Here is a 14,679-nt window from a genome sequence, read left to right as displayed (position 1 = left end):
CGCTCGGGAGGGGGAATTCAAATTAGCTGGACGTAATTCACGTCCGATTTCAGGCCTGGGGATCGTTTCTTGTCAGCTGAGAACATAACAGTTTCCGGTATCGCGGGTCGTTATGCGACGGCCCTTTTTGATTTGGCCGCCTCGGCCAAAGAACTTGATGCCGTTGCCGCCGATCTGGCGACGTTAAAATCGATGATGGAAGAGAACAAGGATCTCGCCCGTCTGATCAAAAGCCCGATTATCAGCCGTGCCGATCAGGCGCGCGCAATGGGCGCCGTTCTTGAAAAGCTGGGTGTCGGTGATCTGGTTCGCCGGTTCGTCGGAACCGTCGCGCAGAACCGGCGGCTTTTCTCGCTGCCCGGTATGATCAATGCCTACGGCCAGTTGCTTGCCGCCGAACGCGGTGAAGTGGTGGCCCGGGTTATCTCCGCCAAGAAGCTCAGCCAGAGTCAGCTTGACGCTGTGTCAGCGGCCCTCAAATCTGCCATCGGCAGTGACGTCAGTCTCGAATCGGATGTCGATGAGAGCCTGATCGGGGGCCTTGTAATAAAGGTTGGTTCGCGTATGGTCGATAGCTCGATCCGGACTAAACTTCAGAATCTTAAGTTTGCGATGAAAGGGGTTGGGTGATGGACATCCGCGCCGCAGAAATTTCCGAAATTCTTAAACAGCAGATTGCGGGTTTTGACACGCAAGCTGAAGTCTCAGAGGTTGGCCAGGTGCTGTCCGTTGGTGACGGTGTTGCCCGCGTTTATGGCCTGGACAATATTCAGGCCGGTGAAATGGTCGAATTTCCGGGTGGCATTAAAGGTCTGGCCCTCAACCTTGAAACCGACAATGTCGGTGTCGTGATTTTCGGTTCTGACCGTGATATCCGTGAAGGTGATACGGTTAAGCGGACCGGCGCCATTGTCGAGACAGGTGTCGGCAAAGGCCTGCTGGGCCGTGTGGTCGATGGCCTTGGAAATCCGATCGACGGCAAGGGCCCGATCGAAGCGACGGAAACCCGCCGCGTGGACGTCAAGGCGCCGGGCATTATGCCGCGTAAATCGGTGCATGAGCCGATGATGACCGGCCTTAAGGCAATTGACAGCCTTGTACCGGTTGGACGTGGTCAGCGCGAGTTGATCATCGGCGACCGTCAGACCGGCAAGACGGCGGTTGCCGTTGACGCCATTCTCAATCAGAAGTCCGTGAATGCAACGGATGATGAAAGCAAGAAGCTTTATTGCGTATATGTCGTGATCGGCCAGAAGCGGTCCACGGTTGCGCAGGTGGTGAAGACGCTCGAAGAAAATGGCGCGCTGGAATATTCCATCGTTGTCGCCGCGACGGCCTCCGATCCGGCGCCGCTGCAGTATCTCGCACCCTTCACCGGCTGCGCCATGGCGGAATATTTCCGCGACAACGGCATGCACTCGCTGATCATCTATGATGATCTTTCCAAGCAGGCTGTTGCTTATCGTCAGATGTCCCTGCTGCTCCGTCGTCCGCCGGGACGTGAAGCATATCCGGGTGACGTTTTCTATCTTCATTCACGCCTTTTGGAACGTTCGGCTAAGCTGAATGAAGCCAATGGTTCCGGCTCCATGACCGCGCTGCCGGTTATCGAAACCCAGGCCGGTGACGTGTCGGCCTATATTCCGACCAACGTGATCTCGATTACCGACGGTCAGATCTTCCTCGAAACCGAACTGTTCTATCAGGGTGTTCGCCCCGCCATTAACGTGGGTCTGTCGGTGTCTCGTGTGGGCTCCTCCGCCCAGACGAAAGCCATGAAGCAGGTCGCCGGATCGATCAAGCTGGAACTCGCTCAGTACCGTGAAATGGCCGCTTTCGCCCAGTTTGGCTCCGATCTTGATGCGGCAACGCAGAAGTTGCTAGCCCGCGGTTCTCGTCTTACGGAACTGCTGAAGCAGCCGCAGTACAGCCCGCTGACCATGGAAGAACAGGTTGTCGTGATCTTTGCCGGTGTGCGCGGTTACCTCGATGGCATCGAAGTCGGCCAGATCGGAAGCTTTGAAAAGCAGTTCCTCTCGGAAATGCATGCCAAGCATCAGGGGCTTCTGGATACGATCCTGAAGGAAGGCGCGTTGTCGCAGGAAAGTGAAGCGAAGCTGAGCGAAATTCTCAACGGCTTCTCGAAGACATTTGCGTAGAAATTGAGCTTAGGAAAGGGGTAGCCGGAATATGGCGAACCTTAAGGAACTCAAAAACCGGATCAGCAGCGTTACATCGACGCAGAAGATCACCAAGGCCATGAAGATGGTGGCGGCTGCCAAGCTGCGCCATGCGGAAACGGCGGCAAATGCCGCGCGCCCCTATGCGGAGCGCATGGACAGCATGATGGCGTCGCTTGCAAGCGGAATGGTCGGTCGTGAAGATGCGCCAAAGCTGCTTGCGGGTACGGGCTCGGATCAGCGGCAGCTTGTCGTCGTCGCGACCGGTGAACGCGGCCTTTGCGGCGGGTTTAACAACTCGATCTCCAAGGCGGCGGCCCAGAAAATTGACAGGCTGATGTCCCAGGGCAAGGATGTCAAAGTTCTGTGTGTCGGCAAAAAGGGCCGGGATGCCCTGAAGCGTAAATATGGCCATCTGATCCTTGATCTCGTCGATCTCTCCGGCTCCAAAAGGATCGGCTTCGATGATGCCCAGCCGATTGCGCAGCGCGTCCTTTCGATGTTTGAGGCCGACGAATTTGATGTTTGCACGATCTTCTACGCGAAGTTCATTTCCGTCCTCACCCAAGAGGTGACGGAGCAGCAGATCATTCCGGCGTCCATTCCGGATGGCGCGGCGGATGAGTCGAACGACGTGGTTTATGAATATGAACCGGATGAGGAAGAGATTCTTGCGGAACTACTGCCGCGAAACCTTTCGGTTCAGGTTTTCCGCGCGCTTCTTGAGAACGCGGCTTCCGAGCAGGGGGCACGGATGTCGGCCATGGAAAACGCGACACGCAATGCAGGGGAAATGATCGACAAGTTGACCCTGCAATATAACCGTGAACGCCAGGCGGCGATCACGAGCGAACTGATTGAAATTATTTCCGGTGCGGAAGCGCTCTAGCTTTCACATTGATTGTTAAGAACTAAAGTGACCCTGTAGGGAGCATGAAAATGGCAAAGAATGTCGGCAAAATCACCCAGGTATTGGGCGCCGTCGTGGACGTACAATTTGATGGGGAACTGCCCTATATCTTGAACGCTCTGCATTGTGACAACAACGGCCAACGGCTGGTGCTGGAAGTGGCGCAACATCTTGGTGAGAATACCGTTCGGACAATCGCCATGGACGCCACCGAAGGGTTGGTTCGTGGGCAGGAAGTCACGGATACAGGCGATGCCATCCGCATGCCTGTGGGGCCGGAAACGCTCGGCCGCATCATGAACGTGGTTGGCGAGGCTGTGGATGAACGGGGCCCGATCAAGACCGATAAATCCGCGCCGATCCATGCGCCGGCTCCTGACTTTGCCGATCAGTCCACGGACGCGGAAATTCTCGTCACCGGTATTAAGGTTGTTGACCTTCTCGCGCCTTACGCCAAGGGCGGCAAGATTGGCCTGTTCGGCGGCGCCGGTGTCGGCAAGACGGTTCTTATCATGGAACTGATCAACAACGTTGCCATGGGCCATGGCGGGTATTCGGTGTTTGCCGGTGTCGGTGAACGTACCCGTGAAGGTAACGACCTTTACTACGAAATGATCGAAGGCGGTATTATCGACCTTGAAGGCGACAAGTCGAAAGTGGCACTTGTGTATGGCCAGATGAACGAGCCTCCCGGAGCCCGTATGCGTGTGGCCCTGTCCGGTCTGACGCAGGCGGAATATTTCCGTGACGTCGAGGGTCAGGACGTGCTGTTCTTTATCGATAACATCTTCCGCTTTACGCAGGCCGGTTCGGAAGTGTCCGCCCTCTTGGGTCGTATTCCGTCCGCTGTGGGATATCAGCCGACACTCGCGACGGATATGGGGGCGCTGCAGGAACGTATTACCTCCACCAACAAGGGTTCGATCACATCGGTTCAGGCCATTTACGTTCCGGCCGACGACTTGACCGACCCGGCGCCGGCAACTTCGTTTGCCCATCTGGACGCGACCACCGTTCTGTCACGGCAGATTGCGGAACTTGGTATTTACCCGGCTGTGGACCCGCTCGACTCCACTTCCCGTATGCTGGATCCGGCGGTTGTCGGAGAACGTCACTATGCGATCGCTCGTGAGGTGCAGGAAACACTGCAAACCTATAAGTCACTGCAGGATATTATCGCCATTCTGGGTATGGACGAGCTTTCGGAAGAGGACAAGCTCATCGTTGCCCGCGCTCGTAAGATTCAGCGTTTCCTCAGCCAGCCGTTCCATGTGGCTGAAGTCTTTACCGGATCTCCCGGTAAATTCGTGAAGCTCGAAGATACGCTCGATGCATTCGAGAAGATCGTCGCGGGTGAGTATGACGAACTTCCCGAGGCCGCCTTCTATATGTGTGGCGGTATCGATGAAGTGCTCGAAAAAGCGAAGAAGCTGGCTGCGGAAGCGGCCTGATCATCGCGACCTGAAGGAGTATTGAAATGGCCGACATGATCACCATGGATCTGGTATCACCCGAAAAGCTGCTGCTTTCGGATGAGTTTGAAATGGTTGTGCTGCCGGGCGCCGAAGGAGATTTCGGCGTTCTCGCCGGTCATTCACCCGTCACCTCATCGCTGCGCCCCGGTGTTATCAGCATTTATGAGGGAGACAAGGAAAAGGAACGCATATTCGTCAATGGCGGATTTGCCGAGATTTCCAATGACAAGCTGACTGTTCTGGCGGAGGAGGCGGTTTATGTGGCCGATCTCGATCGCGCCAATCTGGAACAGCGCATCCAGGACGCCCGCGAAGACGAAGAAGACGCAAAGGATGACGAAACCCGCCGCCGCGCCGCGGAAAACCGCGATCATCTGCAGCAGCTTCTTGATGCGATGAACTGATCCCTATTCAGATTTCAAGATGCTAAAGGAGCCTACGGGCTCCTTTGTTTTATGTCCATCAGCCAAAGCTGTTTTCAATTTCTGGCTGATGACGTAGGCTGTGATCGGTTTGAATTGTAAAAGTAAACATGCGTAATGACGAAAACCGCGATCATTGCCGGCGGGAGTATCGCCGGACTGGCCACAGCGAGGGCTCTCGCACAATCTTTTGACCGGGTGCTGGTCCTGGAATCGGATCAGATAGAAAGTGGCGTCGCGGCGCGCAAGGGAACGCCGCAGGCTAATCATGTGCATGGGTTGCTCAAGGGCGGAGGGGATGCCTTCACCGAATTATTTCCCGGCCTGCCCGAGCATCTTGCGCGGGCCGGGGCCGTCTCGTGCAATTTTTGCAATGAAGTCCGCTGGTACATCAATAAAAAATGGATGCCGCGGTTTGCCGGATCATTGGTGATTTACTTTCAATCCCGACCACTTCTTGAGACATGTATTCGCGAAGAGGTGGCCGCGCAGCCGAATATCGAAATCCTCGATCAATGCCGTGTGGAGGATTTCGTGCTCGATGACAACCGGCGGAAGATAATCGCCGCCGTTGTCCGCAATCGAAATGGTGAGGACGAGACGGTTGCGGGCGATTTCTTTGTCGATGCGATGGGTCGGGGTAGTTTTTTTCCGCGCTGGTTGAAGAGGGAAGGATTTGGGGATGTGCCGGAAGACCATGTGAAGGTCGATCTCGGCTATGCCAGCTGTTTTATGGAACTCCCGGACGAACCGCGGGACTGGAAGAGCATCCTGATCTATCCGAAAGGACCGGCGGAGGTTCGCGGCTCAACCCTCGTGCAGGTCGAACAGGGTAAATGGCTGTTGACCCTTGCCGGCTATCATAACGATCACCCGCCAGCGGATATCAACGGATTTTTGGATTTCGCGAAGTCGCTTCCACAGCCCGACATCTATGAGGCGGTCAAGAATGCGCGGACACTCAGTGATATCCGGTTGCACAAATTCCCGCATGGACAATGGCGTCATTATGATGAACTTCCCGATTTTCCGCTTGGCATCGTGCCGGTGGGCGATACAAACGCGAGCCTCAATCCTCTGTTTGGTCAGGGGATGAGCGTCGCCGCACTATCCGTTGCGGCCTTGGCAAAATATGCGAAAACGACAAATTTTGACGACCCCGAAAGCCTTCAAGATCTCACCGCGACTTACTTTAAAGCGCTCCGGAGGATATTCGCGACGCCCTGGGATCTCGCGCTCGGCCAGGATTTCAGATACCCGGAAACCGCCGGGAAAAAGCCTGCCGGTCTGAAACTCAAAAATATTCTCAAAAGTATTATATTGGGATCTTCCTCCACGGAGATTATCGAAAATTTCTACCGGATTGTTCATTTGGTGGAGAAGGAAACATCTTTTTACCACCCTAAATGGGTTCCTAAATATATCACCGGCAGAGTAAAAAAAGATCCATAAAGTAGTATTAAATCCTATTAGAAATAAATACAGATTGTATAAATACTTAGCCGCTGCGTCGCTCTGTTGTTAAGATAAAATTAACCACCATTTAGTATATTTTTTCTAAGAATTTTGTATGCGCGAATAGGATTGGCGGCGAAGTTGCAATTTTTGGGACAATTGAGAACGATTGAATCTGTACTGAATGGTACGGAGTTAAACAGATTCTCGTTGCGTTTCGTGGACCGCGACGTCGAAGGCGCCTATAATGATGCCGCAATCGGGCGGTCCCTCGTCGTGATGCGGCTTTCGTTATTTTCTGCAGTCGTTATTTACGGCTGCTTCTCTGTTCTTGACTATTATGTCATCCCGGAAGTCTTCGAAATTGCGCTTTTTATCCGGTTTTGCATTGCATTGCCGATTTTTCTGATCACTTTCGCGCTGACCTATACGAAATATTATTCCATCGTCGCACAGCCGGGCGCCGCCTTTTGCATGCTGGCATCCGGACTGAGCATCATCGTGATGACGGCGATCGCCGATCAACCGGGAAGCTATCTTTACTATGCGGGCCTCACCCCCCTGATCATTTTTTGTTGTTGCTTGCCACCGACGCGCTTTCTGTACGCAACTTCGGTAACGGCATTTCTTGTTATTGCCTATCATATCTCCGCGATCTGGGTTAATCCGATTCCGCCGTTGATCCTGATGGCAAATGATTCCTTCCTGATCACCGCGGCCGGGATGGGCGTGTTCGCCGCCTATTTCCAGGAACTGGCGCAACGGCGTGACTTTATCAACATGAAGACGCTCGATGAGGAGCGGGTGAAGAGTGATATTCTGGCGGAAAAGGCCCAGGCCGCGAACCATTCGAAATCCGAATTTCTCGCCATCATGTCGCATGAGCTGCGCACGCCGCTTAACGCCATTATTGGTTTCTCCGAGATTCTTGAGAAGGAAATGTTCGGCCCTCTGGGCAAGGAACAATACAAGGAATATTCGAAGGACATTAATGTCAGCGGCCAACACCTTCTTAGTATCATCAATGACATTCTCGATCTGTCCAAGGCGGAGGCCGGCAAGCTGATATTGCAGGAGGAAGAGGTTTCGATCGTAGATATCGTCAACTCGACCCTGCGCATCATCCGTGATCATGCCGCCGAGAGAGGGGTTCGCCTCGCCTTCGATGTGCCGGGGTATGACTATCACATGATCGGCGATCCGCGTCTGCTGGCGCAGGTATTCCTCAACCTGTTTTCCAACGCGGTGAAGTTCACCCATAAGGGCGGCGCGGTAAGCATCAGTTTCGAAGAAATGACGAGCGGTAATCTCAAAATCAAGATCAAGGACACCGGCATCGGGATCGATCTAGAGAATATCGAGAAGGTTTTTGACCCGTTCGTTCAAATCGAAAGTTCTATGGCACGAAACTATGAGGGCACGGGACTCGGCCTGCCGCTTACCAAGAACATCATGGAACTTCATAGTGGCAGCATTACCCTCGACAGTAAACTTGGCGAGGGTACGGTCGCAATTGTCGAGTTCCCGAAAGAACGTTTGATTAGCCGTTTAAATGACGGTGAGGACAAACAAGTACGCGCGCGGGGTTAATTAACGCCGCGTTGCCGACATGCCCGCAATAAGCCTTTGTATATTACTCGGGCTTGGTAAGGGTCAGAAGGTGACAGTGACCCGTTGAGTCGACGGTCACATCGCGTTTCGCTTCCGGCTCGATATCCCGGGCGAGTTCAAACATTTCCTTTTCATCGCGGTGAACGAGTGTCCAGTCCACGACATATTCGACCTGCCATTCAAGGCTTGTCTCCGAGGTTCGCATACAGCCGATGATCAAGGTTCCACCGGGCGCGAGATTGCTGTAAAGGTCGTTTACCATCTTCGTTGCCCGTTTCGTGCCGAGGTAGTCTGCGAGGCCGACCGCATAAATCAGATCCTGCTTTTCCAGCTTGCGGAACAATTTACCGGTTGCCAGAAACTCGAGGAACGTTGCATGCAGGCATTTGACGGACGCAATGCCGTCCAGCCGCGCGACCTGCGGGTAGGTGCTGTTATAGGCATAGGAAAGAGCGTCATGATCCTGATCGATCAGGGTGAATTCCATTGCCAGCGGTAGCGTCGTCGACTTCAGAAAGTTTGCAACCTCCTGTGCGGGGCCGCAGCCAAGACTTGCGACCTTAAAACGGGTCTGACCTTTCCTTGCCGCCTTGGCACTTAAATTGGCGATGGCCTGTTTCGTCATGGTCATACGGGTTGCAATAAACTCTCCCGTTGATGTGCCGAGACGGTGGCAGAATTTAGCGTAGGCCGTATCCCCCTCCAACGTGAGGTTATAGGCGTAATTCATAACCTGGTAGTCGCCCGGATAGCCCAATGGCTTCATATATGCCCGGTGCCAGCTCGCGCCCTCCAAAAGTTCGGGCGTCAGTACCAGTTCGGTATATCTTTTTGTCGCGGCGATTGCGTCTTCGTCATCACCGAGGGCCTGGGTGATCTTATGACATTTTTTTGAGATTTCTCTCCAGCGGGCGAGTGCCTTCGTCTCGCAGGCAAGGATGATATCCTTTATCCGTTCTTCGCGGCGGGAGTCGTCGCGGTTGAGGTCTTTTTCGACCTTGTCGAGCACTTTATGAATGGAGCGCAGCATATAGACAGCATCGCCAATGGCTTCCTTATACTCGGCAGGTACCAGATGCGACTGATCCGCAAGACCGCCGGTGACAGCCTGCTGTAGTGCAAGGTCGTCATGCTGGTCGAGGATTTTCTTGATATCAAGAAACCCCTTGGTCAGTTCAATGGCGACTTTGTGCTGGTTCTCGTGGGGTTCGATCCGGCGGATTTTGCCGTTGCCCGCAAAAATCTCCGTCGCTCCGAGGCTCAGCTTCAACGGAACATCCTTATTCATCTCTTCGAGCCACGAGAAGTTCTGCGGGCTCACGAAGCTTATGCCACTCATGCTGATGTCAAAGAGATCAAAGGATTTATCATCGACCTTGACGATCGGCGCAATACTGCTCATCAAGGTTTTGGCATTAAACCGTTCAGCGCGGTAGAAAACGCGTCTACCCTCTCCTCCGGTAAGCTCCTCATAATGTTTCATATTACGCTCACTAAACGATTACTAATCTGATTTATAAAAAACTACTGGTAGTGCAATTTTTTTGCAAGCCATTAAAATTTATCAATTTTATTTAATGGTGCAAAGAACAAATGCGCTGTGATTCCTCTGTCTCAAAAAATTAACCATAGATATTAACTATAGGCAATTATTTACGATTAACGACTTGTTAAGATTATAAGCGGATCGCAAATGGAAAGACAACCAGATTAGCGATGATTTCTGATGCTCGAAATTAAATACTAGATATTGGTAATTTTCGCCAAAATATTATTTTTTTTACTACAAATTGTGGCTACGCCCGTCGAACTTTGATCAATCACTCAGACGTAAGGCGCGAATTTTTGTAAAATTGTCTCATATAGATCACGTTTGAAAGGCACGATTAACTGCGGCAGTTCCGCGAAATCCGCCCATTTCCACTCTGAGAACTCCGGATGCTCGGTGAGGAGATTTATGTCGTCGTCCGCGCCCAAAAACCGGAACAAAAACCATTTTTGTTTTTGACCGCGATATTTTCCCTTCCAAATCTTACCGATCAGGTTTTCCGGCAGGTCGTAGATCAGCCATTCGTCGAGCGCGTGGACAAGCTCGACATTCCGCGTGCCTATTTCTTCTTCAAGTTCACGGACCGCGGCGTCGATAGGGTCTTCATTTTCATCAATGCCGCCTTGTGGCATTTGCCAATGCTCGCTGACCATGTCAATGCGGCGGCCAACAAAAACCTTGCCCTCTCTGTTCAGGACCATCATGCCGGCGCAGGGTCGGTACGGGAGATCTTCACGGGATGCTGTTTTGCTCATCTAATTTCCTGCCTGTTGACTAGTGCCGACACCGGCGCCAGCGCGAGGCCTTTTTCCTCTAGCGTCTTGGCCCAATCTGCGAGATGCCGGAACGTTTCCTCGTGAGGGTAGGCGATGCCAATCGCTGACCCGGTTCTTCGCGCAATTTCTTCCAATTCCTGCAATCGCGCATCAATAACGTCGCCATCCGCCTTATGATCAAGAAAACGGTTGTTGATCGCAACCGGTATTTCAAGCTCGGCGGCAATTGCCGCCGCAACACTGTTACTGGCGGTTCGACTGTCGAGATAGAGGAGGCCTTTTTCTCTGATGAGGTCAAAGGCCGGACGGAGTGCCTCTGCCGTCGCCGTGAATTTCGATCCCATTTGATTGGTGAGTCCGGCATATCCGGTAATCCGGTTTAAGGTCCACTCCAGCCGGGCGAGATTTTCCATATCGGTGAGGTCCGTCCTCAACGCCTGCGGTCCAGGGTCAATCGCCGGATAGCCGAATGGCTCCATTGGCACCTGCAGCAGCACTTCATGCCCGGCCTGCCGCGCCTCGTCGACGAGGAGCTGGAGATTGTCGCCGTAAGGATTAAACCCGAGTGTGATGGCAGCGGGCAGATTGTTGATGGCCATCCGCGTTTTTTCGGAATTCATCCCGGCCTCGCTGATGACAATCGCGATGCGCGGGAGATTTTCCTGCGCAGTGAACGCCGCGGCAAATTCTTTCCATGGCGGCGTCGGGTCAATGCCCTGACTGTTCTCCGCGTCGGCGTTTATTTCCGGCTGGGTCTCCGCCGGCATTTCCGGCATCGGTTGAGGAGCAGGGCCTATTTCCAAAACAGGGGCACCGGTGCTTGTGTCCGCTGGGGCGGCCGTAGCATCCTCCACCGGTTCAACCGCTGTTTCGCCGGATTGCTCGGCAGTCTCTGAGGCGGGGGTCGCGTCGACCGGCGCCGCGGCGATAGAATCGCTTACTTCGCTAGCGGCATCTGTCGCGACGTCAGGCACAGGTTCCAGTGCGGGCGCTATGACCGTGCTCTCTTCTTCCGGGGCAGGTTTCGGCTCTGCTTCCTGAGGCGGTGGGTCCGCTACAGGTTGCTCCTTCAAGTCGTCGGCGGGCATTTCAAGTATCTTGAGGTCGGTTTCCGAAGAGTCTGGCAGTTCCTCATTCATGAGCTCACGCGACTCCTCGCGATCCGATGCCGCGTCGCTTTCCGGGAGTTCGGGAACCGAAGGACTTTCCTGCGTGGCCATTGGCTCCGTGGTCGGGGGCTGCAGTGTCACCGAAGCGGCGGCTTCTTTTGCGGGCGCTTCTCCAGAAACGGCACCAGACTCCAATTCTGTTGTGTCATCCGCTGTCGCGCTGACCGGTGGCGGAGATACGAGGGGAGGGGTGGCCTGAATTGGCGGCGGCGCGTCCGGCTCCTTGACGACGTCCTGAACACCCTCGTTGTTCGCCGGCGGAATTTCTTCGGGTGCCAGAATTGCCGTACTGGCGGTGACATGGACGGGAGAGCGCTCAGCCTGGGATCCGAGATAGCTCCAGCTGCTGACGCCGATAATGGCGAGCACGAGGGCCAAAGACAGAATGAATAAAACCGACACCCTGTTGTCGGGCGTCGGTTTCTCAAGGCGGTCTTTGTTCAGAGTTCCCAAGGTAATCGGCCGATATAAACGGGCCTTCCGACGGTCGGTACTAAGACGCCTGAATTGCGCCGCCGGAAGGTCAAATGCGACAATTCAGATTATTTGGCATCCTTCTTGGCAAAAAGCCAGACGCCTTTCAACAGGTCCTTGGCGCGAAGAAGCTGATAATCTTGAACTTCCTCGCCCTTTTTCTGATCATTGGCATCCGCTTTGGAGGCGTCAGACTCCTCACCATTTTCAAGATGGTTACGCAGATCCGCTTCCGAACGGCTACCAACCGGCTCCAGTACCTCGAGCTTCGCTTGCTCGACTTCGATGTCCGGAACAATTCCCTTTGCCTGAATGGACGTGCCGGATGGGGTATAGTAGCGGGCCGTCGTCATGCGCATGGCACCGTTACCCTGCAGGGGAACGATGGTCTGAACCGACCCTTTGCCAAAGCTCTTGGTGCCGAGGATGACTGCGCGGCCATGATCCTGCAGCGCGCCAGCAACGATTTCCGACGCACTGGCGGAGCCTCCGTTGATCAGTACGATGATCGGCTTGCCGTCGATGATATCGTCCGGCTTTGCATTATAGCGCTGCGCGTCGTCCGCCTTGCGTCCGCGGGTCGAGACGATTTCACCTTTTTCAAGGAAATCATCCGATACGGCAATCGCCTGATCGAGGAGGCCGCCGGGATTGTTGCGAAGATCGAGAATGAGGCCCTTGTAATCATCTCCCGCTTCTGCTTTCAGCTTTTCGATCGTCTTGCGCAGTCCGCTGTCCGTCTGCTCGGTAAAACTCGAGATACGGACATACAGTATATCATCGCCTTCAAGCCGACCCCGGACCGACTGCACGGTGATAATGGCGCGCGTCAGGGTCAAGACCATGGGTTCTTTCTCGCCGGCGCGACGGATGGTGAGCTTGAGGTCCGTATCGACCAGACCGCGCATTTTCTCGACCGCCTCGGCAAGGGTCAGTCCCAGAACGGGCTCATCATCAAGATGGGTGATGAAATCACCGGCGAGAATGCCGGCCTTCGCAGCCGGTGTGTCATCGATCGGCGCAACGACCTTGACCAGGCCATTTTCCATGGTCACTTCAATCCCGAGCCCGCCGAACTTGCCACGCGTCTGCACCTTCATACCGTCATAATTTTTCGGGTTGAGGTAGCTTGAATGCGGATCGAGAGAGCTCAGCATGCCATTGATCGCTGCCTCGATAAGCTTCTCGTCATCAACTTCCTCAACATAATCCTCGCGGATCTTCGCGAAAACATCGCCAAACAGGTTCAATTGACGATAGGTTTCGGAGCTTGCCTCCACCCGGTCGTCCGGTGTCGCAATAATGACAATCGACAGCAACACAACCGCCGTTGCCAGTACACCTGTTACAACATGTCTCATTATCCGCTAACCTTTCCGTTCTCAGCCATCAACCAGGGCATCGGGTCAATGGGCGCGCCGTTGTTTCTAAGCTCCATATAGAGCTTTGGTTTTTCTTTGCTACTATTTTTCATTTGCCCCACAGGCTCCCCTGCAAGCAGGAGCTGGCCGACAGTTCCGTCGATCGATCCCATGCCCGCGAGCAACGTATGAAACCCATCCCCATGATCGATTATCAGTAGTAAGCCATAATGCCGGAACGGTCCGGCAAAGGCAATCTGGCCGTCGAAGGGCGAAATAACCGCGGCGTCGGGCCGCGTTTCGATCACGATACCTTTTTTGTGGCCGACGTTGTCGCTCTCATCGTAATTCGTAACGATCCGGCCCCCGACGGGAAGCGGAAGCATTCCTTTGGCGTCCATGAAATGTCGTGTCGCGCCGAGACTAGCGAGCCTGCGTGGCGCTTCCTTGATTACAGGCGGTTTCAGATCGATCTTGGCTTTTTCCTCCGCCGCTTTCGCCTTTTGCGCCTGACGCTGCCTTTCCGCGATTTCACGCTCTAGCCGGCTCTTTTCCTCGGCCAGCTGCCGGGCCTTGTCTTCTTCCAGGCGCGAGATCAATGCGGTGGTATCCTTGACGTCAGCGGTCAGCTTTTCAAGCCGCTTTTGTTCCGTTTGGCTGGCCGCCATGACCTTTTCCTGTGCGCGGCGCTTTTCGGCGAGCAGTTTGTCGAGCATTTCCTGTTCCGCAATACGTTCGTCGCGAAGCGCATTGAACTCTTCGCGTTCGGTAGCATATTGCGCCCTAAGGCTGGCAAGCGTATCGAGCTGCTCCGACAGCTGATCTGCATCTTTCTTCAGCTTCGGAAGGATGGACTGAAGAAGGGACGAGGCGCGGAGGCTTTCCACAAGGCCCGCCGGATTGCCGATCAGCGTGCCTTCGGGTTGACGGCTGAGATTGATCAGGGCGGAAAGGGTCACCGCGAGATCGGCATTTCGGTTCTCGAGATCGGCGAGCGTGTCATCCTCCACCTGCCGGATTTCATCAAGACGTCGTTCGACCGCGACAAGTTTTTGATCCAAAGCGGTGAGGGTGCCGGCCGCCTTGACGAGCTTTCGTTTAACGGCCTTGATTTCACCATCAAGATTCTCGAGCTGTGCGGAAAAGGTCTCCGTGCGGCTTTCCGATGCCGCCAGGGCTTCGCGCAAGGCCTTGAGCTCTTCATCCGGTGTTGCGGCAATGGCGGACGTTGAAACAGCCAGTGATAGCCACAGCATGCCACAGGCAAGTGGCCGGGAAAACCGACGCAAACGCAGAT

At 54.3% G+C, this 14,679-nt stretch carries 12 protein-coding genes; 7 read left to right on the top strand and 5 right to left on the bottom strand.

Translation table 11 applies throughout. From position 1 onward, the window contains the following. Positions 1 to 69 precede the first annotated feature (69 nt). The 7 genes from GQF03_RS15260 to GQF03_RS15230 all read left to right on the top strand — a co-directional run bounded on the left by GQF03_RS15260 (position 70) and on the right by GQF03_RS15230 (position 8,032). Positions 70 to 630 (top strand): F0F1 ATP synthase subunit delta, encoded by a 561-nt coding sequence (locus tag GQF03_RS15260; protein WP_161340138.1) that lies wholly within the window; start codon positions 70 to 72, stop codon positions 628 to 630. Continuing rightward, a complete protein-coding gene (gene atpA / locus GQF03_RS15255; protein ID WP_161340137.1) occupies positions 630 to 2,159 on the top strand; it encodes a F0F1 ATP synthase subunit alpha in 1,530 nt (509 codons plus the stop codon). Before GQF03_RS15260 ends, atpA begins: the two co-directional genes overlap by 1 nt. 31 nt (positions 2,160 to 2,190) lie before the next feature. After that, on the top strand, positions 2,191 to 3,069 hold the full coding sequence (locus GQF03_RS15250) for a F0F1 ATP synthase subunit gamma (protein ID WP_161340136.1): 879 nt from the start codon (positions 2,191 to 2,193) through the stop codon (positions 3,067 to 3,069). Positions 3,070 to 3,119: 50 nt separating this feature from the next. Continuing rightward, positions 3,120 to 4,541, top strand: coding sequence for a F0F1 ATP synthase subunit beta (gene atpD / locus GQF03_RS15245; protein WP_161340135.1), 1,422 nt, complete (start codon positions 3,120 to 3,122; stop codon positions 4,539 to 4,541). Positions 4,542 to 4,567: 26 nt separating this feature from the next. Further along, positions 4,568 to 4,969, top strand: a complete 402-nt coding sequence (locus GQF03_RS15240; RefSeq protein WP_161340134.1) for a F0F1 ATP synthase subunit epsilon — start codon at positions 4,568 to 4,570, stop codon at positions 4,967 to 4,969. Positions 4,970 to 5,104: 135 nt separating this feature from the next. After that, positions 5,105 to 6,439 carry an FAD-dependent oxidoreductase gene (locus GQF03_RS15235; RefSeq protein ID WP_161340133.1) on the top strand — a complete coding sequence of 445 codons (1,335 nt, stop codon included), beginning with the start codon at positions 5,105 to 5,107 and terminating at the stop codon, positions 6,437 to 6,439. A gap of 222 nt (positions 6,440 to 6,661) precedes the next feature. Beyond that, positions 6,662 to 8,032, top strand: a complete 1,371-nt coding sequence (locus GQF03_RS15230) for a sensor histidine kinase (protein WP_338401319.1) — start codon at positions 6,662 to 6,664, stop codon at positions 8,030 to 8,032. 43 nt (positions 8,033 to 8,075) lie between these two features. On the opposite strand, the gene GQF03_RS15225 is transcribed toward GQF03_RS15230, so the two are convergent. The 5 genes from GQF03_RS15225 to GQF03_RS15205 form a co-directional block, all read right to left on the bottom strand. After that, the gene (locus tag GQF03_RS15225; RefSeq protein WP_161340131.1) at positions 8,076 to 9,536 is read right to left on the bottom strand and encodes a hypothetical protein; all 1,461 of its coding nucleotides are present in this window, start codon (positions 9,534 to 9,536) and stop codon (positions 8,076 to 8,078) included. A gap of 341 nt (positions 9,537 to 9,877) precedes the next feature. Then, positions 9,878 to 10,357, bottom strand: a complete 480-nt coding sequence (locus GQF03_RS15220; RefSeq protein WP_161340130.1) for an RNA pyrophosphohydrolase — start codon at positions 10,355 to 10,357, stop codon at positions 9,878 to 9,880. Next, positions 10,354 to 12,000 (bottom strand): divergent polysaccharide deacetylase family protein, encoded by a 1,647-nt coding sequence (locus GQF03_RS15215; RefSeq protein ID WP_161340129.1) that lies wholly within the window; start codon positions 11,998 to 12,000, stop codon positions 10,354 to 10,356. The genes GQF03_RS15220 and GQF03_RS15215 overlap by 4 nt, the downstream gene beginning before the upstream one ends. A gap of 89 nt (positions 12,001 to 12,089) precedes the next feature. Then, positions 12,090 to 13,382 (bottom strand): S41 family peptidase, encoded by a 1,293-nt coding sequence (locus GQF03_RS15210; RefSeq protein ID WP_161340128.1) that lies wholly within the window; start codon positions 13,380 to 13,382, stop codon positions 12,090 to 12,092. After that, positions 13,382 to 14,638, bottom strand: a complete 1,257-nt coding sequence (locus GQF03_RS15205) for a murein hydrolase activator EnvC family protein (RefSeq protein WP_161340127.1) — start codon at positions 14,636 to 14,638, stop codon at positions 13,382 to 13,384. Before GQF03_RS15205 ends, GQF03_RS15210 begins: the two co-directional genes overlap by 1 nt. Positions 14,639 to 14,679 lie beyond the last annotated feature (41 nt).

Source organism: Sneathiella chungangensis (genome assembly GCF_009882935.1).
GTDB lineage: Bacteria > Pseudomonadota > Alphaproteobacteria > Sneathiellales > Sneathiellaceae > Sneathiella > Sneathiella chungangensis.
This window is presented reverse-complemented; position numbering and strand designations above follow the sequence as displayed.